Raw genomic sequence first — 23,114 nt, 5'->3', positions numbered from 1 at the left:
CTTTTAAGGCGTCTGCGTTCGAAATTTCAACAGACGATCGGCATGACGAACACAGGCTAGCGACAGGCGGTTTCCTCCGGCAATGGGCAAGGGGGAGGTAGACCCACTCCGTGTGCGGCACGTCACACTGGGTTGCTCACGCCAGCTCTCCCCGCAACCGCCGGGCCCGCAGCACCAGCTCCAGTTCGAACCGCCGGTCCGGGTCGTCGATCTCGTCGCCCCACAGCTCCCGGATCTGGCGGAGACGGTAGCGGACGGTCTGGGGGTGGACGCCCAGGCGGGCCGCCACTTCCGGGGCCCCCGCCCCTGGTCTCCAGCCAGGCCAGCAGAGTCTCCGCGAGGCGGCGGCCGTGGGTGGGGCCGCAGTGCCGCAGGGGGGCCAGGCAGCGCAGGGCCAGATCGTCGATCAGCTCCTCCGGCTGCAGCAGGACCAGGGCCTCGGTGTGTTCGGTGCAGTACAGGACGTCCCCGGCAGGGAGCAGGTCCCGTTCCATCAGGCGTACGGCGGCCTCGGCCCAGCGGAGGGACTTCGCCGCGTCGGCGAGCGGGACCGGGGGTCCTATCGCGCCCGCCCAGCCGGTCAGGGCCCGGTGCAGAAGTTCGGGGCGGCCCGCCGCGCCCGGTTCCGGGACGACCATGCGGGGCTGTTCGTAGTCCATGTCCAGGAGGACGCCCTGGCCCACCGCGGGAGGCACCGCCTCACGGGCCGGACGGAGCAGGACGCCGACCGCCACCTTCTTCGGGAGGGGCCAGCCGATGCGGGCCGCGCGTTCCGTCAGCGCGTCCGCCGGGTCGCCCCGGTGGCGTTCGGCCAGCAGTAACTCCATCAGGCGGCGCTGGAGGCGCAGGCGCTCGCCCGCCTGGCGGGCCGCTGCCTCCGCGTAGCCCCGGACGGACTGGTCGACCAGTCCGTCCAGGTACTCGTAGCCCGCGTCCACCAGCTCGTACATCGCCGGCGGCGGGATCTCCACACGCTGGCCGATGTCGGCGAACCGGCGCCATGCCAGACGTACGCCCATGCGGTAGATCGCCTGGAGGGAGTCGAGGCTGCGGCCGTTCAGCCCCTCGCCCCGGCCGAACTCCTGGAAGACGCCCGGGGGGACCGTGGGACGGCCCTCCGCCGTTTCCAGGTGCTGGACGAAGACCTCGATCGCGCGGCGGATGCCGACCAGGGCCATCGGTTCGCCGGACTCGTCGAGGATCACCGGCAGATGGGGGTACTCACGGCGGATCTCGCGCAGGATCTCCTCGGCGAGGGCCGGCGCCTCGGCCATGGCGATGGCAGCGAAGCGGCGGACCTGGAGGCGGGGGACGTCGTGCCAGGCCGAGCGGGCGTTCACAGTTGCCGGGCGGGCGGCCACGGGTCAACTCCCTTGGTCCGTCTGCTCGTAGGTGATCAAGGGGGTGTTGGGCTGCTCGGGCGTCGCCTCCAGCAGCGCGACGATGCCGAGCGCGGCACCGAGGGCGAGCAAAGCGGAGACCACGACGGTCAGTGCGGCGGCGAGCAGTCTGGACATCGCAGGGGCAGCCTCTCTCGAGCGGCTCGATCCGGCGTACGTCCCCACCCGGAACCCGTCCGGTACCCACCCTGCCTGTCGCCCCAGTGTCGACAGGACATTGACAATCCGTCAAGACATTGACACCCCGTGCCAAGACGCCTACGGTCTCCGGCCCATAGAGCGGCCCGAACTCCGTCAACTCAAGCCCCTGGAGTGTCCGGATGCGCCGTACAGCCTCTCCAATCTCCCTGATTCTGCTGGGACTCGGCACGTTCCTGCTGGTACTGGCGCCGTTGCTCGCGTGGTACGTGGCCCCGCGAGCGGCCGTGAATCCGATCGACATCGACCAGACCGCGGTCTACCGCGGAACGGGCAGCGTCTTCGACACCGAGGAACTCGAGACGGTTCCCGGACAGCGGATCACCGTCACCCAGCGGGTGCGCGCCGACGTCGAGGACAGCGAACGCAGCGGCCGGGCCGCGGTGTGGGACGTCACCACCACCGTCGACACCGACAAGTCGCTTCCGGCCGCCGACCCGCACGACGCCCTGGAGTTCGTCCCGCACCGCTGGGTCATGGACCGCAAGACCACCAGGCCGGTGCACTGCTGCGGCGAGAAGCCGTACATCGAGGGCGAGGCCTATCTGAAGTTCCCCTTCGACGTGGAGCGGCGCTCCTACCAGTGGTGGGACAACTCCCTGGGTTCGACGGTGACGTTGCGTTACCAGGGTACGAAGAAGGTTCAGGGGTACACGGGTTACCGGTTCACCGGCACGGTCGCCCCGGCCAAGGTCGGGACACGGCTGGTGCCGGGCACGATCGTGGACGAGCCCGACCGGCCGCAGGTACTGGCCGAGGAGTGGTACTCCAACCACGGCATCGAGCTGGTCGTCGACCAGCGCACCGGCCGGGTGGTCTACGCACAGGTGGGCCCGAAGCGCACCCTGCGGGCGCCCGGCGCGAAGAAGGACGCCGTGGTCCTGCTGGACAGCCCGAAGATCGCGTTCACCACCGCGACCCAGAAGGACGCGGTGCGGCTGGCCAAGCGAGACAGCGGCCAACTGCGCGCGGTGGGCGAGACGTTGCCGATCGGGGCGGCTGTGGCTGGATTCGTACTGGCTGCCGTGGGGGGCGTTTTGGCGGTACGGGGACGCAGGCGCCCCGAGTCCACCGATATGAGCGATACGCCCGAGCCCGTCCTCACGATGTGACTGGACGTCAGCTCTAATAAGCCCCGAAATTGTCACCTGGGTGAGTAGCCACGACGTACGGGTGGGCGAAAACTGTGCCACCCCACCTGAACACAGCCCGTCCACATCCTCCCCCTGAGAAGCGCTCAGTCCCCCCACAACCAGCCTGAAAGACACTGCTGAGTTCCGCACCCTGAGACGAGTTGGAGCACCCATGCCCCAGCACGTGCCCCACCCGCTGCACACGCCTCCCCAGGCGTCGCAGCGGCAACCCTCATCGCACAGCCCGCACCGTTCCCCGGCGCTCCCCCCACCTCCGCGCCGAATCGTTTTCCTCGCCCATCGTGACCTGGACAATCCCGCGGCAGGCGGCTCCGAGCTGCTCGTCGACCGGCTCGCCGACGGACTGACCCGGCTCGGCCACCAGGTGACCCTCCTGTGCGGCGGCCCGGCCTCCTACCGGGACTACCGCGTCGTGTCGGCGGGCGGCGAGTTCGGCCACTACCTGCGCGCCCGTACGGCCTTCGCCCGCCAGGTCGGCGAGACCGACCTGCTGGTCGAGGTGTGCAACGGCATGCCGTACCTCGCGCCCCTGTGGCACCACGGCCCCACCCTGTGTCTGGTCAACCATGTGCACACCGACCTGTGGAAGATGCGGTTCGGCGGGCCCCTGGCCCCGGCCGCCCGGATCGGCCGAAGACTCGAACACTGGGCCCTGGCCGGTGCGGCGGCCAGACACCGGAGCCTGCTGGTCGCCGTGTCTCCGTCGACGGCGCACGCCCTGCGGGCGATCGGCGTCGAGCGGGACCGCATCCGCGTCGTGCACAACGGCGTCGAGGAGCCGGAGCCACTCGTCCGCCGCTCTTCCGAACCGCTCTTCGTCGCCGTGGGCCGGCTGGTCGAGTACAAACGGATCGATCTGCTGCTGAGGCTCTGGGAGCGGGTGCGGCCGGTGACCGGTGGCCGGCTGGTGATCGTCGGAGACGGGCCCGAGCGGTCCCGCCTGGAGCAACTCGCCGGTCCTGGCGTGGAGTTCACCGGGCATGTCTCCGAGGCCGAGAAGCACCGGCTGTTGTGCGAGGCGTGGCTGCTGCTTCATCCCTCGGCCGTGGAGGGTTGGGGACTGGTCGTCACCGAGGCCGCGACCCGGGAGACGCCGACCATCGCCTTCGACGTGCCCGGGCTGCGGGATTCCGTCGTGGACGGGGAGACGGGAGTACTCGCCCGGGGCGAGTCCTCGTTCGCCGCCGCGTGGTGCACGTTGGCCCTGTCTTCCCATCAGCGGGAGTTGATGGGCAAGGCTGCTCGCGATCGGGCTGCCAGATTCCGTTGGCATCGGACTGTCAGACAGTTTCGCGCTGTGGCCTCTGAGGCGGTGAGGGGCTGGGGACCGTGACGAGAGTGCGGCGCCATCGTGGCTGGTCGCGCAGTTCCCCGCGCCCCCAAGCATTCAAGGACCCCTCGTTTCGACGTTCCCTGGGCCTCCTTCGTGCCTTTCGGCACGAGCAGGACGACCCCGAGTCCTGCTACGCGCTGCTCGCCCGCGACGCCGTGGACCAGGTCGAGGCCTACGACGGTGCCGTCGCCGGCCGTACCGTCGTGGACGTCGGCGGCGGCAGCGGGTACTTCACCGAGGAGTTCCGCAGACGCGGTGCCGACGCGTTCCTCTTCGAGCCCGATCCCACCGAACTGGGAGCGAAGCCACCCGACGCCACCGTGATCGCCGACGGCTATCTGCTCCCCCTGCGGGACGCGGCCGCCGATGTCACCTTCTCCTCCAACGTGCTGGAGCACGTGGCCGATCCGGAGACCTTCCTCAGTGAGCTCGTGCGGGTCACCCGGCCCGGTGGGCTGATCTACGTGTCGTTCACCAACTGGCTGTCCCCGTGGGGCGGTCACGAGTGGGCGCCCTGGCACTACCTGGGTGCCGAACGGGCCCGTGCCCGCTATCGGCGCCGTACCGGAAAGGCCGCGAAGCACACCCTCGGCGAGAACCTGTTCGCCGTGCACATCGGCCCGACCCTGCGGCAGGTGCGTGCCCGGGACGACGTCACGGTCGTCTCGGCGCGCTCCCGCTACTGGCCCTTCCTCGCGGAGACCGTCGTCCGGGCTCCCGGCATCCGCGAGGTGGCCACCTGGAACCTCCTCCTCATCCTCCGGCGGTGTCCACCATGACGACGTCCACGGTCCAGGCCCCTCCTCCGGCAGCCGTTCCCACCACCGCGAGCATGTCGGGCCCCCCGGAGGGTCCGCGGTCGCGGCGCTGGCTGCTGGGGTTCTGGGCCGTGGTGTTCGTGCTGTTCCTCGTGGTGCACCCGGGCCGGCAGACCTTCGACACCAAGCTGGGCGTCACCACCGACCCGGGGCGCTTCCTCGCCGACCTCGGGCAGTTGTGGCACGACCAGGGCTCCTTCGGCGGGATCCAGGACCAGTACGTCGGCTATCTGTGGCCGATGCTGCCGTTCTACTGGCTGGGCCACGCCCTCCAGTTGCCGGTGTGGCTGGTGGAGCGGCTGTGGCTGTCGCTGATCGTGTCGGTGGCCTTCTGGGGCGCGCTGCGGCTGGCCGAGCGGCTGCGCGTGGGCAACGGGGCGTCCCGGCTCCTCGCCGCCGCCGCGTACGCGCTGTGGCCGACCTTCACCATCGTCATCGGCTCGACCTCCGCCGCCGCGCTGCCCGGCGCCTTCCTGCCGTGGGTGCTGCTGCCGCTGACGAACGAGCGCTACACCGCCCGGATCGCCGCCCTGCGCTCGGCGCTGGTCATCCCGTTCATGGGCGGGGTGAACGCGGCCTCCACGCTGGCCTCTCTGCTGCCCGTCGGCCTGTATCTCCTCTCCCGGCCACCCGGGCCCCGGCAGCGCAAGCTGATCGCCTGGTGGGTCCCGGGAGTGATCCTGGCGACGGCCTGGTGGGTGATCCCCCTGCTGCTGCTCGGCCTCTACGGCGAGAACTTCCTGCCGTACGTCGAGAGCGCGCGGACCACGACCGAGACGATGTCGGCGACGGAGGCACTGCGCGGGGCCGGTAACTGGGTCGCCTATCTGCACCTGGTGGAGGCGTGGCTGCCGGCCGGCTGGACCGTGGCCTCCTCGGTGATCGTGATCCTCTGCTCGGCGCTCGCGGCCGGGCTCGGTCTCGCGGGCCTGGCGCGGCGGGACATGCCGGAGCGCCGGTGGCTGGTGCTGACCGTGCTGACGGCCGCCCTGATGCTGCTCGCGGGATACGGCGGCGCGTTCGGCGCACCCTTCCACGGGCTCGTGCAGGACTGGCTGAACGGCGGCCTCGCCCCCTTCCGCAACATCTACAAGTTCCAGCCGGGGCTGGCGCTCGCGCTGGTGCTCGGCCTCGCCCATCTGGTGGGCGTGGCCTCCGAACCGCGCGGGGCGCGTGAGATGAGAGGCCGCCGGTATGCCCCGCTGATCGCGGCGGTCCTCGTCCTGCCCGGGCTGATGTGGCCGTATCTCAACGGCACGATCCTGAACCCGGGCTCCTTCCAGCAACTGCCCAAGTACTGGCAGTCCACGGCCGACTGGCTGGAGAAGTACTCCCCCGACTCGCGCGCCCTCGTCGTCCCCGCGACCGCGCACGGCATCTACACCTGGGGCTCCCCCATCGACCAGCCGCTCGACGTGCTCGCGGAGTCCCGGTGGGCGCAACGCGACTACGTCCCCTTCGGCACCCCCGGCAACCGGCGCGCGACGGACGCGGTCGAGCAGGCGCTGCTGACCGGCGGTGAGATCCCGGGACTCGCCGACTACCTGAGCCGGGCCGGGGTCTACTACGTCGTCGTCCGCAACGACCTCGACCCCGACCAGATCGGCTCCGTGTCGTCGTCGGTCGTCAAGCGGGCCCTCGAACAGTCCGGCTACGAGCGGGTGACGGGCCTCGGTCCGCTCATGACGGGCGGGAAGATCGCGAACGACACCCCGCTCCAGATCGAGGGGCTGTACCCGAGGCAGCGGGCGGTGGAGATCTTCCGTCCGGCGAGCGAGGCCGTGCCACGGCCCGGTCAGGCGGGGCTGCTGCCGGTCGCCGACACCGTCCAGGTGTCCGGCGGACCCGAGTCGCTGCTCCCGCTGGCGACCGAACTACGGGGCCGGGCAACGGTGTTGACCGGTGACAACCACCCGGGGCTCGGCACCCCGCCGCTCCAGATCGTCGGCGACGGCCTGCGGCGCGCGGACACCCGGTTCGGGCTCGTCAACGCGAACACCTCGTACACGTACACCGACGACGAGCGGAACGCCTCCGGGGCCGCCCAGGACGCCGGCGGGAAACCGCACCAGATCCTGCCGACCAAAGGACTCTCGCACCAGACGGTGGCCGAACTGCGCGGCGCCCGTACGGTGACGGCGTCGTCGTACGGCAACTGGCTGTTCCATCTCCCGCAGTTCGACCCGGTCAACGCCTTCGACGGCAACCCGGACACCGCCTGGGCGGAGGGTGTGGCGGGCTCGCCGGACGGGGAGTGGCTGCGGATCGGGTTCTCCGACCCCGCGTACGACATGCCCTCGTCGTTCAAGGTCACGCCGTTGCCGCAGGAGAGCGTGCGGTCGGCGGCGACCAAGGTACGGGTGGAGACCGAGAACGGCTCGCGCACCAGTTACCTGCGGGCCGACGGATCGACACAGAGCATCAAGTCCCCTCCGGGCACGACGGGTTGGATGAAACTGACGATCGTCGACTCGGTCGCGCGAAGGACCGGTCTCGCCGGGGCCGGGTTCTCCGAGATCGACCTGCCGGACGTGCAGGTGACCCGGCTGCTGCGGCTGCCGGCCGACGCGGACTCCTCCGACGCGCCCGCCGAGATCGTCTCCCTGCACCGGGTCCCCGACCCGGCCGGGATCTCCCCGACCGGCACCGAGGCCGGCCTGCACCGCCGCTTCGACACGGCGGCCTCGGGAACGCACTCGGTGAAGGCGAGCGCGGTGCCGGTGACCGGGGAGGAACTCGACAGGCTGCTGTACGAGGTCGCCCCCGACCAGCGCAACCGCATCACCGCGACCGCCGACTCCACGGCCACCCTCGGCACGGGCCTGTCCGCCCGCAACCTCACCGACGGCGACCTCACCACGGCCTGGATCGCGGGCGACCGACCGACCATCCACCTCAGCTGGAACGGCAAACAGCCCATCGGGGAAGTGGTGCTGGCGCCCGCCGGCGGACTCTCCACCCGTCCCACCGAGGTCGACATCACCTCGCCCGACGGCGCGACGGTCGCCGCTGTCGACGAGAACGGCGCGGTGCGCTTCCCGGCGATCACGACCGACCGCCTCGACATCACGATCACCAAGACGGCCCCGCTGACCCTGCACAACCCGGTCGCGGACGAGGACCTCCAACTCCCGGTGGGGCTCACGGAGGCCTACATACCGGCCCTCGACCAGTACCGGACCCCGCAGCCGAAGGCCACGCGGACGTTCTCACTGCCGTGCGGCAAGGGGCCGGTGCTGGCGGTCGACGGCAAGCTGTACCAGACCGGCGTGTCGGGCCGGATCCGGGACCTGACCGAGCGGCGCGAGCTGACGGTGACGCTCTGTCAGTCGGGCCGCTCGGACGCGGAGTTGTCCCTGACTTCCGGTGAGCATGTCGTCGAGGGCGGGGACGCCGGGCCGCTCGCCCTGACCGGCATCACGCTGACCCGCGGCACTGTCGCCGAACCGACCTCCCTCGCACGGGAGTTGCGGATACGGGACTGGCTCGGCGACAAACGCGAGGTGACCGTGGGATCGGGCGCCGCCTCGTACCTCACGACGTACGAGAACTACAACGACGGCTGGAAGGCCACCCTGAACGGGAAGTCGCTGTCCCCGCTGCGGCTCGACGGCTGGCAGCAGGGCTGGCGCATCCCCGCCGGTGCGGGCGGCACGGTGAAGCTGTCGTACGAGCCCGCGGCGACCTACGACGGCGCCCTGATCGGCAGCGGGGTCGCACTGGCGGCGCTGGTCGGCCTGGTGCTGTGGCGCAGGCGCTCTCCGAACCCCGACGACCCGCAGCGGGTACCCCCGGCCCCGGGGGTGTGGCTCGGAGTGGTGGCGCTCACGGTGGTGGGCGTGGTCATCGCAGGCTGGTTCGCCCTGCTGGTCCCGGCGTTGGCGCTGCTCGCGTCCCGGCGCCATCGACTCCTGGTGCCGATCGCCTTCGTGGCCCTGGCGGGGGCGGGGATCGCCGCGGCGGTGGGAGCCGGTGAGCCGGTGGGCGCAGCGGACGGGGCGTTCGGTCACCTAGCCCAACTCCTCGCGCTGATCGGGTTGTTCGCGGCTCTGGTGAGTGTGCGTGAGCGTGAGACACCCCCCGAGTCCGAGGCACCGACACAGCAACTGCCGCCGGTCGAGGTGAGCAAGGGGAGGACGGAACCGACATGACCCCATCGACACGCATCCCGTTCCCGGTGGTCGACGAGGTCTCCCGGCACTGCCTCCAGGAGGAGGAACCGGAGACGGTCCACATCGAGGTGCACCTGCCGGGACGACTGGACCAGTCCCGGCTCCGGAAGGCGTTCCTGGAGGCCCTGCACCGACACCCGAGGATCCTGATGCGGGAGGCCCCGGGGGGCCGGTACCGCCGCCGCTACGAGTGGGAGCTGACGGCGGAGCCGGATGTGGAGGTGGTGACCTTTGCGGCGCCGGGGAGGAACGCACTACGGGACGCGAGGACAAGGGCACTGGTCGAAGCACCTCCCCTGTCATTGTCCCCACCCGTAAGACTGGAGGTGGTGGAGGGAGCAGGTCCAGCAGAAGGCAGCGAGGCGACAGACATCGTGGGCCTGCACCCACCTCTTGAGGGGCGCGGGGAACTGCGCGATCAGCCCCCACTCAGCCGCACCCGAAACACGACCGTCCTCTTCCTCACCATCAACCACACCGCCCTGGACGGCCCCGCCTGCCTCCGCATCCTCGCCACGGCGGCCGAAATCTACGGCGGCAAGGACAACTCCCCCGCCCCAGCCCCCACCCGCGCACCGGAAACCCCACAGCGGACCCCGGACACGGCCTCCAACTGGACCCGCCCCGCCCGCGTAGCGCCTGGCACACCCGAACCCTCCCCCGGCAACGGCCTCCTCGTCACCGAACTCCCCCTCCCCCACCGCCCCAAGGGCTCCCCCTACACGGTCAACGACCAGCTCATGGTCACCACGGCCCTGACGATCGCCCACTGGAACAGGGAACACGGCGCCCACCCCCGCCCCCTCCGCATCACGATGCCCGTCGACGACCGCCCGAGGGACACGACGATGCCGATAGGAAACGGCACCCGCCTGGTAGAAGTCCCCTTCTCACCGGACGAGTTGACACACACCCGAGCCGACATGCCCGAGTTCCTGCGCCGCACGGCACAACGCACGCGCGCCCTCAAATCCCTCACCCGCCCCCAACTGGGCCACGGCGCAAGCCTGCTCACCGCCCCAATCACCCCGGTGACCTGGCGGGCGGCCCTCACCCGCGGCCTGCGCAGAGCCGCCGCCCCCTGGACCTCGACCACGCTGCTCAGCAACATCGGCCGCGTCCCGTACCCCTTGGACTTCGGCGAGGAGGCCGGCCGCGCGCACGCCGTGTGGTTCTCGGCGCCCGCGAGGATGCCGCGTGGGCTCACGGTCACGACCGCCTCCACCGCGGGCCGGCTGCACCTCGCGCTGCGCTGGTCACGCGCCCTGCTCAGCCACGGCGACGGCACCCACCTGCGGGACCTTTTCGAGCACTACCTGCACTCCACGGAGGTGGCCCCGTGAACACCAGCGCACCCCCGCGCCGCGGCGGCCTCAGAGACTTCTACGAGGACCCCGCCGTTCCCGTCGCCTCCGGCACCCCCCGCTCGCTGCGCCAGGCCCGCATGCTGGCCACGGCCCTCGGAGCGCCCGGAAAGACCCGGCGCACCGTCCTCGACATCGGCTGCGGCGACGGCACCGCGGCCGCCACGGCGGCTCCGCTCCTCACCGGCCACACGATCGTCGGCGTCGACTGGTCCCAGGACGCCCTGAAACGCGCCCGCACCCGACTGCCGTACGCCGTCCGGGGCGAACTCACCGGCCCCGGGCTGCCGTTCGGGTCGGCGTCCGTCGACGCCGTGCTGTTCAGCGAGGTCGTCGAGCATCTCGTCGACCCGGACGCCGCGCTCGACGAGATCCGCCGCATCCTGCGCCCGGGAGGTCATCTCATGCTGTCCACACCGAACTTGGCCGCCTGGTACAACCGCGGACTGCTGCTGGCCGGCGTCCAGCCGGTGTTCTCGGAGGTGAGCCTGCGGGCGATCCACGGCAGGCCGGGACGGGAGGTCGTAGGGCATCTGCGGCTGTACACGGCCCGTGCGCTGCGGGAGTTCGTCGCGGCGGCAGGTTTCGAGGTCGTACGACTGGAGGGGGCGCCCTTCCACGGTGTGCCGCGTCCGCTGCGCGCACTGGACCGGCTGGCGTGTGCCAGACCGTCGCTCGCGTCGATCCTGCTGCTGCACGCGCGCAAGACCTAGGGGGCGGGACGATGTGGTGGGGAGTGGCGGCGGCCCTGTTGGCGAACACCCTGTACAGCGTGGGATTCGTCCTGGAGAAACGGGCGCTCACCGCCCTGCCCGAGGTGTCGATCCGGCAACCGGCGCGGCTGCTCGGGCTGGTCCTCAGAAGTCCGCTGTGGATCGGTGGTTCGCTCTCGCTGGCGGCCGGGTTCGGGGCGCAGCTCGCGGTCTACCGGACGCTGCCGATCGCGGCCGCGCAGGGCATCTTCGTCTCCGGTCTGGTGCTGCTCGTCCTGCTGTCGGCCCGGCTGCTGGGCGAGGAGACGACCGGCCGGGAGCGGTACGCGCTGGGCGCCATCCTCGCCGCGCTCCTCATGGTCGTGCTGTCGCTGAAGGAGGGTTCGGACCAGGTCAGCCAGGACGCCCCGTACCAGCTGATCCTGCTGGTGTGCGTGCCGTCGCTGGCGGCGGGCGTGTGGCTGTACGGGTCCGCCGAGCGGCGCACGAGGCACCGGCACCGCATGCCGACGACCGGCGTCGAGTACGGCGTGGCGGTGGGCCTGCTGTACGGGGTCAGCTCGCTCGCGATCAAGGGCGTGTCGAGCTACCTGACGTCAACTGGGCTCGGCAGCGCGGTGGTTGAGCTGTTGGCCTCCCCGTATCCGTATCTCCTGTTGTTCACCGGGGCGTTCGGCCTGGTGATGTCGCAGGCGGCGCTGCAACGCTGCCGGGCCTCGCTGATCGTGCCGGTGTGCACGACGGTGACCTGCCTGTACACGGCGGTGCTCGGCACGCTCTCGTTCGGCGAGTCCCTGCCCCACGACCCGCTGCGCCTCGCGCTGCGCCTCGCGGGCACGGTGCTCGCCGTCGCCGTACTGCTCAGCATGCCCAAGCATGATCCGGCGCCCAAACCCCCCATCGGTGCCAAGGAGTTGACGCCCCCATGAACCCCGACGACCCGCTGCTGCAGATCCTGGCCTGCCCGCTCGACAAGGGCCCTCTGCATCTCGTACCGCCGGACGAGGCCCTGTACAACCCGCGGCTGCGCCGTCGCTATCCGATCGTCGACGGCATCCCGCAGTTGCTGCCCGCCTCCGGCGAGCAGGTGACGGACGACGAGCACGAAGACTTACTGAAACGGATGACTCCATGACCGGACCGGCTCGTACCTGGGCTGCCCGAGTGGCCCCCCTTCTGCCCACCCGGCTGGTCGCGGCGGCCGCCCGAGCCGTGTACCCGCGCTTCGAACCGGAGCTGGCGCGCCTTGCCGACCTGTGTCCGGCGGACTGCCGGACGGCGGTGGACGTGGGCGGCTGGTACGGGCCGTGGACACGGCGGCTGGCCGGGCGGGCGCGGCGGGTGGTGACCGTCGAGCCGGTACCCCATCTGGCCCGGCTGCTGACCGTGGCGGCCCCGGCGAACGTCCAGGTCGTACAGGCCGCCGCCACGGACCGGCCGGGCACCGCCCGGCTGTGGCTGCCACCCGGCGACGAGGGCGACCGGGGGGTGTCCTCCCTGGTCCGGCGGGACATCCACGGCCGGGCGGTGGACGTCCGCTGCGTCACGCTGGACGAACTGGACCTCAAGGACGTCGGCTTCATCAAGATCGACGTGGACGGCAGCGAGCTGGCGGTGCTGCGCGGCGCCACGGGAATCCTCGCGCGCGACCGGCCCGCGCTCTTCGTCGAACTGGAGTCCCGGATCCAGCCGATCGCCCCGGTGGTGACGTACTTGTCCCTCCTCGGCTACGACGGCTGGGTGCTGCCCCGCACCACCTGGGTCCCGCTGTCCGGCTTCCCCCTGGAAGCCCACCAGGCGACGGCGTCGTACGTCGTCAACCAGGGTCTCCTCCGTCGTGTCCTGCCCTTCCTCCGCCGCCCGCGGTACATCAACTCGGTCCTCTTCCTGCCGGACGGGCGCCGTCCCGGTGTCAGTGCTGTAGGGGACGATGGGGGGCATGCCCTCCGGAAAGCAGGCGGCTAGCGCGCCCTTCACCCCGCTCGACTTCCAGCTGGTCCTGCTGCGCCGCATGGCCGATCACAACCCCGGCCTGGTGGAGGACGCCCGGCACGCGCTGGGCGTCTCGATCGCGGACATGCGGGAGGCCAACAAGCGCTGGCAGGCGATGGTCCGTTCTCCCCGCGCCCGCACTCCCGCCTCCCGCTACCGCTCGGTCCTCGGCGCCCCCGAGACCGTCCTGACCCGCAAGGTCGGCGACCTGGAGTGCGAGGCCTGGCTCTGGCCCGTCCCCCTCTGGCCCGACCTCCGCTTCGAGGCGCTCCTGGCGCCGAACGGCTCGACGGTGTGGAACGAGTGGCTGATCAGGGCACCGGAGGCCGAAGGCCCTGACCTGCGCACCCTCGACGACCTCACCCCATGGTCGTGCACCGTGGACGAGGCGGCCCGGGCCTTCCCCCCGGCCCGCCCCCTGGAGGGCACGGCCCCGACGCGCTGGGGCCTGACGTTCACGGCCCCGGACGAGAAGGGCGTGCGCCGGGAGGTGGTGGCCGAGTTCACGTGGGGCCTGCTGCAAAGGGTTGCGGTGCGCTGATCGTCCCTACTGCCCGGCGCCGCGTCCCCACCAGCGTGGCCAGGTCCTCGGCCAGGGGCAGTTCGACCGTGTCCAGGGCGGGATGCTCCAGCCAGAAGACGCGGGGGCGATCCACGGAACCGCCGTGCCGGGGCGGCCAGTCCGACGCGGGAGTGAAGTCGTCGATCACGATTCTGCCGCCCGGGGTGAGGAGGCGGGCCGGGTCGCCCGGGGTGTCGTCGGGGGTCTTACCGGTGCCGCCGCCGTCCAGGACGAGGAGGTCGTAGGGTCCGTAGGCCTCGATGCACCGCCAGTCGCCGTGGAGGATCCGCACGTCGGGACGGTCGGCGAAGACCTCGGCGGCGACGCGGGCGCGCTCCGGGTCACGCTCGACGCTGAGGAGCCGTACGCCGTCCCGCGCCCCCGAGGCCAGCCAGGCCAGGCCCACCCCGCAGCCCGTGCCGGTCTCCCCGACGAGGGTCGGGGCCCCGCCCGCCAGAACCTGCAGCAGACGGCCCTGTTCGGGGCGGCAGGAGTAGGGGAAGCCGTGGTTGCGGGCCGCCGCGAGGGCTCGTTCGACGAGCGGGGGGAGGTGGGGTTCCCCCTCGTACGCGTCGGTTCCGGACATCGACATGGCGTCATGATGCAGGGCTCCGGGCCACCGTCTCCACCACGTCCGCCACCACACAGCTGACGTTGTCCGGGCCGCCCGCGGTGTTCGCCGCGTCGACCAGGGAGTGGACGGCCGTGTCCGGGGCGGTGGCTGTGGTGAGCAGGTCGCGGATGGTGGTGTCGGGGACGACGGCCGAGAGGCCGTCGGAGCACAGCAGATAGCGGTCGCCGGGTTCAGCGTCGTGCAGTTTCAGGTCCGGGGTGCCGGTCGTGAGGGCCTTGAGGAGCAGGGCCCGTTGGGGGTGGGTGCCGGCCTCCTCCGCGGTCAGCCGGCCCTCGTCGACCAGTGACTGGACCACCGTGTGGTCGTGGGTGATACGGAAGAGGGCGCCGCCGCGCAGGAGATAGGCGCGGGAATCGCCGATGTGCACGAGGGCGAGGCGGGAGCCGGTCCACAGCAGGGCGGTCAAAGTCGTGCCGTTCTCGTCGGTGCCCGCGGCCACGTCCCGTACCGCCTCGGTCGCCCCGTGCACGGCGTCCGCCAGGAGGTTGAGGACGTTGCCGGCCGGAATGTCGGCGGTGTCCAGGAACCGCAGTGCCGCCACGGCCGCGCTGCTGGCGGGGGCGCCCGCGGGACCGTATCCGTCGGCGATCGCGAGCAGGCGGGCGCCCGCATGGGCGGTGTCCTGGTTGGCGGGGCGGACCAGGCCCGGGTCCGAGTGGGCGGAGTACCGCAGTTCGAGCACGGTGGTGTCCTTCCTCGGCGTCGCCGCCAGTTCGTCGACGAGGAACGCGGCGAGGTCCCGCCGTACGGCCGTCTCCGCCTCGACCTGCGCCCAGTACGCGCGGATCTCGTCGGCGGCGGCAGCGGCCGGGAGCGCGCACACCGTGCGGATCCGGGCCAGCGGCATGCCCAGCCGCCGTAGCCACGCCACCAGCCGGGCCTGTTCCAGCTGGGCCGGCGTGTAGTAGCGGTAACCCGTCGCCGCGTCGACGCGGGCCGGACGCAGCAGCTCCAGCTCGTCGTAGAGCCGCAACGCCTTCGGCGACAGACGGCACGCCCGCGCGAAGGCCCCGATCGTCAGCCACTCCATACGGCCTCCTCCGTTCCTCGCCCTCGATGGTGGGGCTTGACCGAGGGGGAAGGTAAACGGGTTGCCGCGCTTTCCCCTGCCGCCGTTAGCCTGCCGGACGAGCCCCCATGGGAAAGGAACCCGCCGTGCCCCGAATAGCCCTCGTCACCTACGACCCCCGACCCGAACCCAGCAAGGACGCCGACCTGCCCGTGCTGGTGGCCGCGCTGCGCGAGGCCGGGGCCGAGGCGGAAGCCGTGTGCTGGGACGACGGTGACGTCGACTGGGCCGAGTACGACCTGGCCGTCATCCGGTCCACCTGGGACTACAGCTGGCGGGCGGCCGAGTTCGTGGCGTGGGCGGAGCGGTGCGCCAAGGTGACGCGGCTCGCCAACCCGGCGGAGGTCGTGCGCTGGAACACCGACAAGCGGTACATCGGGGAGCTCGCGGAGGCGGGGGTGCCGGTGGTGCCGACCCGGTATCTCGCGCCCGGCGACCCGGCCGACCTGCCCCGCGACCACGAGTACGTCGTCAAGCCCACGTCCGGGGCGGGCGCACGGTATGCCGCGCGGTACACGCCCGAACAGCACGACAGTGCCGTACGGCAGCTGGAGCGCATGCACGCCGAGGGGCTGACCGCGATGGTGCAGCCGTACATGCGGGGCATCGACGCGGGCGGTGAGCGGGCGCTGCAGTTCTTCGGGGGCCGGCTGCTGCACGCCAGCCGCAAGCGGGCGGTCCTCGCTCCCGGTACGGCCTTCGACGCGACCAAGGTCGCCCACCCGGGCCTGGAGCCCTGGACGCCGACCCCGGCCGAACTCGCGGTCGCCGAGCGCGCCCTGGCCGCCGTACCGGATGCGCCGGAGCTGCTGTACGCGCGCGTGGACCTCGTCGACGGGGAGGACGGGCGGCCGCAGGTGATGGAACTGGAGCTGGTCGAGCCGAACCTTTTCCTGTTCCTGCACCCGGCGTCGGTGCGGACGGTGGTGGAGGCGGTGCTGCGGGCGGCGCGTTGACTTGCTCCTCGGGCTGAAGCCCGAGGATTCTGGCCTTCTCGTCCGGGTTCTGTGCCGCTACGCGGCACGGGGTCCGGTGGAGAATCCGTGGCTTCCTGCTTCGTCGCACTGTGCCAGAACGGGTTCTGGTCTTACCGGCGCTCCACAGGCTGGCACCGCCAGTCCGGCGGCCTTCTTCACATTGCGTGCGGAGTTGATGTCCCGGTCGAGGACGGCGCCGCAGGCGGGACAGGTCCACTCCCGGATGTGGAGGGGTTTGGGCCCGTCCACGGTGTCGCAGACCGAGCAGGTCTGGGACGTGGGCACGAACCGGCCGATCTTGACCAGGGTGCGCCCGTACCTGGGCCTTGTACTCCAGCATGGCCACGAACTGTGACCAGCCCGCATCATGCACGCTCTTGGCCAGGTGGGTACGCGCCAGTGCCTTGACCGCCAGGTCCTCCACGCCGATCGCTTGATTCTCGCGGATCAGCGTCGTGGAGAGCTGGTGGTGGAACTCGCGGCGCGCATCCGCCACTTGGGCATGGGCGCGGGCGACCTTGAGGCAGGCTTTGTTCCGGTTCTTGCTGCCTTTCTGTTTGCGGGACAGCTCCCGCTGGGCCCTCTTGAGTTTCTTCTCCGCCCGTCTGAGGAACCGCGGGGAGTCGATCTTTCTGCCGTCGGACAGGATCGCGAAGTGCGTCAGCCCCAGGTCGATGCCGGTCTGCTGGTCGCTGTCGGGCATGCGGGCGGCCTCGGCGGCCTCGGCGGTGGCGATGACGAAGGAGGCGAAGTACCGTCCGGCCGAGTCCTTGATCACAGTGACCGACGACGGGGTGGCGGGCAGGGAGCGGGACCACTTCACCTTCACCGCCCCGACCTTCGGCAGATTCAGCCGCCCGGCTTTGTCGATGTGCCAGCGGGCGTTGGCGGTGAACCGGATCGACTGATGCTGGTCCTTGCGGGACTTGAAGCGCGGAGCGCCCAGCCTGGTGCCCTTGCGGGTGCCCTTGAGGGAGGCGAAGAAGTTCTTGTAAGCCCTGTCCGCGTCGCGCAGGGACTGCTGGAGCACCACCGCGGACACCTCGCCAAGCCAGGACCGCGAAGCGGTCTGCTTGGCCTGGGTGATCAGGCGGGTGGACAGCTCGCCGGCCTTCGGGAACGGCAAGCCCGCCGAGCGGGCACTCTCACGGGCGCGCACCGCGTCGTTGAACACGACACGGGCGCACCCGAACGCCTTTGCCAGCGCGGTGCGCTGGGAGGCATCCGGGTACAGGCGGAAGCCGTACCTCAGCTGCATGACGATCACACTAGGCACCCCGCACAAGCGTCACCAGAGGGAACATTCGCTTGAACCATCACCGCCCCCTGCGCACAGTCCGGCTCCGCCGGAACGACACCGCGACGCTCCGCGTCGCCACCTTCAGATTCGCTTCACCCCCGGTCTGAAGGCCGGAGCGCTGCGAATGAATCCCGGTAGCGCGATCCCGGGTCACCCTCGGCACACGGCGCTCGCCGCTAACCGTCCTCCTCCGGCTCCCAGTCCAGCAGCCGTACCTTCGCCACCGTTCGGACGTGGCGGCGCATCGCCGAGGCCGCCTGGCCCGGGCGCTGGAGGGCGATCGCGTCGAGGATCGCCCGGTGCTGGGCGAGGGAACGCTCGGGGCGGTGCGGCTGGCGCAGGGACTCGGTGCGGCTCTCGGCGATCTGGTCGGCGATGGAGCGCATGAACTCCGCGAGCAGAGAGCTGTGCGCGGCGGCGGTGACGGCCGCGTGGAACAGCCGGTCGCCCTCGATGCCGTGACCGCCGTCCTCGATCTCCCCGGCCATTCTGGCGAGGGCCATGCGCATGGCGACCAGGTCCTCGTCGGTGCGGCGCTCGGCGGCCAGTTCGGCGAGCTTGGTCTCCAGGGCCTCGCGGGCGTCGAGGACGTCGGGCAGGCGCCGGCGCCGCTCGACCATCTTCTCGACGGGCTCGACGTCGAGGCTGTCCCGGACGAGATACGTCCCGCCGCCGTGCCGTGCCTCGACCAGCCCCTGGACCTCCAGCACGACGATCGCCTGCTTCACGGAGGCCCGGCTGACGCCGAGGCGGGTGGCCAGGTCGCGCTCGGGCGGGAGCCGGTCGCCGGCCCGGAGCCCGCCCTCGGCGACGTACTGGCGCAGCCGGTCGAGCACCTGCTCGTAGAGCCGTGGCTTGGTCATGGGGCGCAGGGCGTCGGTCACGGGTCCCCCTCTCGTTCGTCGGGAGAGTAACACCCCATAGGTGGCCAATTGGCCAAGTGGCTGAGCCAATTTTGCGCGACCCCTTGACGTGTCGCGCGGCCCGCACCACGCTAACCAGCCATCCCCCATGTGGCTGAGTGGCTCAGCCAATTGTCCACTGAGCCAGTCGGCCACCCCACCGCTCCGGGGCCCAACGACGGGAGCCCGTATGTCCCCAGAACTCATCTCGATCCTCGTCCTGGTCGTGGTGTTCGTCATCGCCACCACCCGTTCCGTCAACATGGGCGCCCTGGCCTTCGCCGCCGCCTTCGCCGTGGGCGAGCTCGTCGCCGACCTCGACGCGGACGGCATCTTCGCCGGCTTCCCCGGCGACCTGTTCGTCGTCCTCGTCGGCGTGACGTACCTGTTCGCGATCGCGCGGGCCAACGGCACCACGGACTGGCTGGTCCACGCGTCCATCCGGCTCGTGCGCGGGCGGGTGGCGCTGATCCCGTGGGTGATGTTCGCGATCACCGGCGCGCTGACGGCGATCGGCGCGGTCAGTCCGGCCGCGGTCGCGATCGTCGCGCCGATCGCGCTGAGCTTCGCCGCGCGGTACGGGATCAGCCCGTTGCTGATGGGCGCGATGGTCGTGCACGGCGCCCAGGGCGGCGGTTTCTCACCGATCAGCATCTACGGCACGATCGTCAACGGCATCGTCGAGCGCGAGCACCTCCCGGGCAACGAGGTGTTCCTCTTCCTGGCCTCGCTCATCGTCAACCTCGTCATCGCGGGCGTGATGTTCGTGCTGTTCGGCGGGCTGAAGCTGTGGGCGCAGGGTGCGGTCCCGTTGGACGAGGCCGCCGGGTCCGGGGCTCCCGACAAGCGGGACGCACCGGAGGGCGGCACCGCCCCCGCCCCCGCCCCCGCCTCAGGCAGCGGCCCCGCCACCGCCGTGGCCACCCGCACCGAGGCCCCCGACACCACCCGTCTCACCCCCGCCCGGATCGCCACCCTCACCGCTCTGGTCGCCCTGGTCGTCGCCGTCCTCGCCTTCGACCTCGACGCCGGGCTCACGTCCATCACCCTCGCGGTGATCCTGAGCGCCGCCTGGCCGGAGGACAGCCGCAAGGCGGTCGGTCAGATCGCCTGGTCCACGGTGCTGCTGATCTGCGGTGTTCTCACCTACGTCGGCGTGCTGGAGGAGATCGGCACGATCAAGTGGGCCGGTGAGGGCGTCGGCGGCATCGGCGTCCCGCTGCTGGCCGCCGTACTGCTGTGCTACATCGGCGCGATCGTCTCCGCGTTCGCCTCGTCCGTGGGGATCATGGGCGCGCTGATCCCGCTGGCGGTGCCGTTCCTCGCGCAGGGCGAGATCGGGGCGGTCGGGATGGTGGCGGCGCTGGCGGTGTCGGCGACGGTCGTGGACGTGAGCCCGTTCTCGACGAACGGCGCGCTGGTGCTGGCCGCGGCACCGGACGTGGACCGCGAGCGTTTCTTCCGGCAGCTGATGATCTACGGAGGCATCGTGGTGGCGGTGGTACCCGCGGTGGTGTGGCTGGTGTTGGTGGTTCCGGGCTTCGGGTAGGACCGACAGGCGACAACAGGTTAGGAGTTGTGAAGCGTGACCTCTCTCTTCCCGGCCCTCAGGGGCGCCACGGCGGACCGTCCCGCCCTGCGGTTCGGCGACCGCTCACTCACCTACGCGCAACTCGCGGCCGCGACCGGCGCCCTGGCGGGCCGTCTCGCGTGGTACGACCGCGTGGCCGTCTGGGCGACCGCGGAACTGGAGACCGCGGTGGCCGTGGTGGCGGCGCTGGAGGCCGGTGTCGCCGCGGTGCCGCTCAACCCGAAGTCCGGGGAGAAGGAGCTCGGGCACATCCTGAACGACAGCACGCCGGGCCTGCTGCTCGTCCCGCCGGGCGCCGAACTGCCCGCTGCCGTCGGTGACTTGGAGCGTGTCGACATCGACGTGCACGCCACCGGGGGCACCGCACCCGACGTTTCGGCCCAGGACGGCGACCCCGCCCTGGTCGTCTACACCTCCGGCACCACAGGGCCGCCGAAGGGCGCCGTGCTCCCCCGCCGGGCCATCGCCACCACGCTGGACGCCCTCGCCGACGCCTGGCAGTGGACGTCGGACGACATCCTGGTGCACGGCCTGCCCCTCTTCCATGTGCACGGCCTGGTCCTCGGCATCCTCGGCCCGCTGCGCCGCGGCGGCTCGGTCCGTCACCTCGGGCGTTTCAGCACGGCCGGGGTGGCCCGCGAGCTGAACCACGGCGCGACCATGCTCTTCGGCGTCCCGACGATGTACCACCGCATCGCCGAAACCCTGGCGGGGGACCCCGAGCTGGTGAAGGCACTGGGCGGGGCCCGGCTGCTCGTCTCCGGTTCGGCGGCGCTCCCCGTGCACGACCACGAGCGCATCACGGCCACGACCGGCCGCCGGGTCATCGAGCGCTACGGCATGACGGAGACCCTCATGAACACCAGCGTGCGCGCGGACGGCGTGCCACGCGCCGGGACCGTGGGCGTACCGCTGCCGGGCGTGGAGGTGCGGCTGGTGGAGGAGGACGGGTCGCCGATCACGTCGTACGACGGCGAGACGGTCGGCGAGATCCAGGTGCGCGGGCCGAACCTGTTCACCGAGTACCTCAACCGGCCGGACGCGACGGCGGCGGCGTTCACGGCGGACGGCTGGTTCCGCACGGGGGACATGGCGGTGCGGGACGCGGACGGATACGTCCGGATCGTCGGCCGGAAGGCCACCGACCTGATCAAGAGCGGGGGTTACAAGATCGGGGCGGGCGAGATCGAGAACGCGCTGCTGGAGCACCCGGGGGTGCGGGAGGCCGCCGTGACCGGGGAGCCGGACCCGGATCTGGGTGAGCGGATCGTGGCGTGGATCGTCCCGGAGGATCCCCAGTCCCCGCCCGCTCTGGACGAGTTGGCGGACCACGTGGCCGCCCGCCTCGCCCCGCACAAGCGCCCGCGGGTCGTCCACCATCTCACCGCCCTCCCCCGCAACGACATGGGGAAGATCATGAAGCGGGCGCTGCATGACTGAGCGGCCGTCAGCGCGCGAGGTCGTGGCCCTGGTGGCCGACGACTTCGCCGAAATCCCGTACCCCGAACGGCAGTCGAAGCCCGACGGGCCACTCGCCTGGCAGGGCTACGACGCCTCGCGCGCGCGTGCCGCCGAACGCACCGGCGAGCAGGAGTCGGTCATCTGCGGCACCGCGCGCATCGAGGGCACCCGAGCCGTCCTGATCGCCTTCGAGTTCGGCTTCCTGGGCGGCTCGCTGGGCGAACGCACCGGCGACCGTCTGGAGGCGGCGTACACGTACGCCCGCGAACACCGGCTCCCCCTCGTCCCGTTGGTGGCCACGGGCGGCAGCCGTATGCAGGAGGGCATGCTCGCCCTGACCCAACTCCAGCGCGTGGCACGCCAGTCGGCCCTCACCCGGGAGGCCGGTCTCCCCCAGATCGCGGTACTGCGCGACCCCACCACGGGCGGCGGCTGGGCCACCCTGGGCGCCGGCGCGGACGTGATCCTCGCCCTCCCGGGCGCCCAGGTCGGCTTCGCGGGCTCCCGGGTCCGCCCCCCGGACGCCGACCCGTCGGCGTACACGGCGGAGGCCCAGGTGGCGGCGGGCGCGGTGGACGCGGTCGTACGACCGGAGGAACTGCGGCGGACGCTGGGGACGTGGCTGCGGTTGCTGGCGAGGCGGTCGGCCAGTGCCGCCGACGCCCCCACGGACGGCCACACCACCGAGGCGGCCCCCGTCCCGGCCCCCCTCGGTACCACCGAGCTCCCCGCCACCGGGTGGGACGCGGTCCGGCGTGCCCGTTCCGCGGAGCGGCCGCGTGCGGACGCCTACCTGGACGCCTACTTCACTCACCGCGCGGCCATCTCCGGGGACCGCTGCGGCGGCACCGACCCGGGCATGCTGTGCGGCTTCGGCGAGCGCGGGGGCCGCACCGTCGCCTACGCCGCCCAGACCGGCACGGCGACCCGTCCCGCCGGCTACCGCACCGCCACCCGCCTGATCCGCCTCGCGGACCGGCTCGGCATCCCGGTGCTCACCCTGGTGGACACCCCGGGCGCGGCCAACGACGCGGAGGCCGAACGCCAGGGCGCGGGCGCGGCCATCGCCGACCTGTTCACCACGGTCGCCTCCGCCCGCACCCCGATCACCACCCTCCTCATCGGCGAGGGCGGCTCCGGCGGCGCCCTGGCTCTGGCGGCACCCGGCGCCACGTACGCCACCCCGGACAGCTACTTCTCCGTGATCGCACCCGACCTGGCGGCGGCGATCCTCAAGCGACCGCGGGAGGAGGTCGAGGCGACGGCGGGCCAACTGCGGATCCGGCCACAGGACTTGGCGGAGCTCGGGGTGATCGCCCACCCCGAGGGGAGAACACTGCCGTAACTTTACAAAACGCTCATATCGGGCATAGATGATAAAACCGCCCATTTAGCCGCACCCCACCCGGCCCTTCAATAAGGGCCCCTCCTCCCCCACCGCCGCACAATGCCACTAAGCCCCGCCACCCGGCGC

Annotated in this window: 18 protein-coding genes and 2 pseudogenes; 14 read left to right on the top strand and 6 right to left on the bottom strand. The window is 71.6% G+C overall.

Annotation, left to right across the window (positions count from 1 at the left end; translation table 11 throughout):
• Positions 1-136 precede the first annotated feature (136 nt).
• A pseudogene (locus tag M2157_RS32900) lies at positions 137-1,361 on the bottom strand (helix-turn-helix domain-containing protein).
• Positions 1,362-1,364: 3 nt separating this feature from the next.
• Entirely contained in the window at positions 1,365-1,517 is a 153-nt protein-coding gene (locus M2157_RS32895) for a hypothetical protein (RefSeq protein ID WP_167368209.1), read from the bottom strand.
• A gap of 203 nt (positions 1,518-1,720) precedes the next feature.
• On the opposite strand from M2157_RS32895, the gene M2157_RS32890 reads away from it, so the two are divergent.
• The 10 genes from M2157_RS32890 to M2157_RS32845 all read left to right on the top strand — a co-directional run bounded on the left by M2157_RS32890 (position 1,721) and on the right by M2157_RS32845 (position 13,685).
• On the top strand, positions 1,721-2,710 hold the full coding sequence (locus M2157_RS32890) for a DUF3068 domain-containing protein (RefSeq protein WP_280867015.1): 990 nt from the start codon (positions 1,721-1,723) through the stop codon (positions 2,708-2,710).
• Between the two features lie 193 nt (positions 2,711-2,903).
• Positions 2,904-4,085, top strand: a complete 1,182-nt coding sequence (locus M2157_RS32885) for a glycosyltransferase family 4 protein (protein ID WP_280867014.1) — start codon at positions 2,904-2,906, stop codon at positions 4,083-4,085.
• 5 nt (positions 4,086-4,090) lie between these two features.
• Positions 4,091-4,864 (top strand): class I SAM-dependent methyltransferase, encoded by a 774-nt coding sequence (locus M2157_RS32880; protein WP_280867013.1) that lies wholly within the window; start codon positions 4,091-4,093, stop codon positions 4,862-4,864.
• Positions 4,861-9,054, top strand: coding sequence for a DUF3367 domain-containing protein (locus M2157_RS32875; RefSeq protein ID WP_280867012.1), 4,194 nt, complete (start codon positions 4,861-4,863; stop codon positions 9,052-9,054). The genes M2157_RS32880 and M2157_RS32875 overlap by 4 nt, the downstream gene beginning before the upstream one ends.
• Positions 9,051-10,418, top strand: a complete 1,368-nt coding sequence (locus M2157_RS32870; RefSeq protein ID WP_280867011.1) for a condensation protein — start codon at positions 9,051-9,053, stop codon at positions 10,416-10,418. Before M2157_RS32875 ends, M2157_RS32870 begins: the two co-directional genes overlap by 4 nt.
• Positions 10,415-11,152 carry a class I SAM-dependent methyltransferase gene (locus M2157_RS32865; protein ID WP_280857393.1) on the top strand — a complete coding sequence of 246 codons (738 nt, stop codon included), beginning with the start codon at positions 10,415-10,417 and terminating at the stop codon, positions 11,150-11,152. The genes M2157_RS32870 and M2157_RS32865 overlap by 4 nt, the downstream gene beginning before the upstream one ends.
• A 23-nt stretch (positions 11,153-11,175) precedes the next feature.
• The gene (locus tag M2157_RS32860) at positions 11,176-12,081 is read left to right on the top strand and encodes a hypothetical protein (protein WP_280859000.1); all 906 of its coding nucleotides are present in this window, start codon (positions 11,176-11,178) and stop codon (positions 12,079-12,081) included.
• Positions 12,078-12,287 carry a Trm112 family protein gene (locus M2157_RS32855; RefSeq protein WP_057615464.1) on the top strand — a complete coding sequence of 70 codons (210 nt, stop codon included), beginning with the start codon at positions 12,078-12,080 and terminating at the stop codon, positions 12,285-12,287. Before M2157_RS32860 ends, M2157_RS32855 begins: the two co-directional genes overlap by 4 nt.
• Positions 12,284-13,117, top strand: coding sequence for an FkbM family methyltransferase (locus M2157_RS32850; RefSeq protein ID WP_280857394.1), 834 nt, complete (start codon positions 12,284-12,286; stop codon positions 13,115-13,117). Before M2157_RS32855 ends, M2157_RS32850 begins: the two co-directional genes overlap by 4 nt.
• Positions 13,083-13,685 (top strand): hypothetical protein, encoded by a 603-nt coding sequence (locus tag M2157_RS32845; protein ID WP_280857395.1) that lies wholly within the window; start codon positions 13,083-13,085, stop codon positions 13,683-13,685. The genes M2157_RS32850 and M2157_RS32845 overlap by 35 nt, the downstream gene beginning before the upstream one ends.
• On the opposite strand, the gene M2157_RS32840 is transcribed toward M2157_RS32845, so the two are convergent.
• Complete coding sequence (locus M2157_RS32840) at positions 13,648-14,298, bottom strand: class I SAM-dependent methyltransferase (protein WP_280857396.1); 651 nt, start codon at positions 14,296-14,298, stop codon at positions 13,648-13,650. The two genes, M2157_RS32845 and M2157_RS32840, sit on opposite strands and share 38 nt — an antisense overlap.
• Positions 14,299-14,302: 4 nt before the next feature.
• Positions 14,303-15,370 carry a MerR family transcriptional regulator gene (locus M2157_RS32835; protein ID WP_280867010.1) on the bottom strand — a complete coding sequence of 356 codons (1,068 nt, stop codon included), beginning with the start codon at positions 15,368-15,370 and terminating at the stop codon, positions 14,303-14,305.
• Positions 15,371-15,495: 125 nt separating this feature from the next.
• Here M2157_RS32835 and M2157_RS32830 point away from each other — a divergent pair, with 125 nt between their 5' ends.
• Positions 15,496-16,365, top strand: a complete 870-nt coding sequence (locus M2157_RS32830; RefSeq protein ID WP_280868311.1) for a hypothetical protein — start codon at positions 15,496-15,498, stop codon at positions 16,363-16,365.
• A 57-nt stretch (positions 16,366-16,422) separates the two neighbouring features.
• Here the strand turns inward: M2157_RS32830 and M2157_RS32825 are convergent.
• Together M2157_RS32825 and M2157_RS32820 are read right to left on the bottom strand one after the other, a co-directional pair.
• Positions 16,423-17,644 (bottom strand): annotated as a pseudogene (locus tag M2157_RS32825) (RNA-guided endonuclease TnpB family protein).
• Between the two features lie 218 nt (positions 17,645-17,862).
• The gene (locus tag M2157_RS32820) at positions 17,863-18,570 is read right to left on the bottom strand and encodes a FadR/GntR family transcriptional regulator (RefSeq protein WP_280867009.1); all 708 of its coding nucleotides are present in this window, start codon (positions 18,568-18,570) and stop codon (positions 17,863-17,865) included.
• Positions 18,571-18,778: 208 nt separating this feature from the next.
• On the opposite strand from M2157_RS32820, the gene M2157_RS32815 reads away from it, so the two are divergent.
• From M2157_RS32815 to M2157_RS32805, 3 genes are read left to right on the top strand one after another with little or no spacing between them, the layout of a single operon-like run.
• Positions 18,779-20,137: an SLC13 family permease gene (locus tag M2157_RS32815; protein ID WP_280867008.1), complete on the top strand. Its 1,359-nt coding sequence runs from the start codon at positions 18,779-18,781 to the stop codon at positions 20,135-20,137.
• A 36-nt stretch (positions 20,138-20,173) separates the two neighbouring features.
• A complete protein-coding gene (locus M2157_RS32810) occupies positions 20,174-21,619 on the top strand; it encodes an acyl-CoA synthetase (protein ID WP_280867007.1) in 1,446 nt (481 codons plus the stop codon).
• Positions 21,612-22,985, top strand: coding sequence for a carboxyl transferase domain-containing protein (locus M2157_RS32805; RefSeq protein WP_280867006.1), 1,374 nt, complete (start codon positions 21,612-21,614; stop codon positions 22,983-22,985). Before M2157_RS32810 ends, M2157_RS32805 begins: the two co-directional genes overlap by 8 nt.
• The last annotated feature ends 129 nt before the right edge of the window (positions 22,986-23,114 follow it).

It is taken from the genome of Streptomyces sp. SAI-127, from assembly GCF_029894425.1.
In the GTDB taxonomy this organism is placed as follows: domain Bacteria; phylum Actinomycetota; class Actinomycetes; order Streptomycetales; family Streptomycetaceae; genus Streptomyces.
This window is presented reverse-complemented; position numbering and strand designations above follow the sequence as displayed.

Bases quoted from the DNA above. Each gene is read 5' to 3' on its own strand.
- M2157_RS32895 (WP_167368209.1), bottom strand. From the start codon at position 1,517: ATGTCCAGACTGCTCGCCGCCGCACTGACCGTCGTGGTCTCCGCTTTG.
- M2157_RS32890 (WP_280867015.1), top strand. From the start codon at position 1,721: ATGCGCCGTACAGCCTCTCCAATCTCCCTGATTCTGCTGGGACTCGGC.
- M2157_RS32885 (WP_280867014.1), top strand. From the start codon at position 2,904: ATGCCCCAGCACGTGCCCCACCCGCTGCACACGCCTCCCCAGGCGTCG.
- M2157_RS32875 (WP_280867012.1), top strand. From the start codon at position 4,861: ATGACGACGTCCACGGTCCAGGCCCCTCCTCCGGCAGCCGTTCCCACC.
- M2157_RS32870 (WP_280867011.1), top strand. From the start codon at position 9,051: ATGACCCCATCGACACGCATCCCGTTCCCGGTGGTCGACGAGGTCTCC.
- M2157_RS32855 (WP_057615464.1), top strand. From the start codon at position 12,078: ATGAACCCCGACGACCCGCTGCTGCAGATCCTGGCCTGCCCGCTCGAC.
- M2157_RS32850 (WP_280857394.1), top strand. From the start codon at position 12,284: ATGACCGGACCGGCTCGTACCTGGGCTGCCCGAGTGGCCCCCCTTCTG.
- M2157_RS32845 (WP_280857395.1), top strand. From the start codon at position 13,083: ATGGGGGGCATGCCCTCCGGAAAGCAGGCGGCTAGCGCGCCCTTCACC.
- M2157_RS32840 (WP_280857396.1), bottom strand. From the start codon at position 14,298: ATGTCGATGTCCGGAACCGACGCGTACGAGGGGGAACCCCACCTCCCC.
- M2157_RS32835 (WP_280867010.1), bottom strand. From the start codon at position 15,370: ATGGAGTGGCTGACGATCGGGGCCTTCGCGCGGGCGTGCCGTCTGTCG.
- M2157_RS32815 (WP_280867008.1), top strand. From the start codon at position 18,779: ATGTCCCCAGAACTCATCTCGATCCTCGTCCTGGTCGTGGTGTTCGTC.
- M2157_RS32805 (WP_280867006.1), top strand. From the start codon at position 21,612: ATGACTGAGCGGCCGTCAGCGCGCGAGGTCGTGGCCCTGGTGGCCGAC.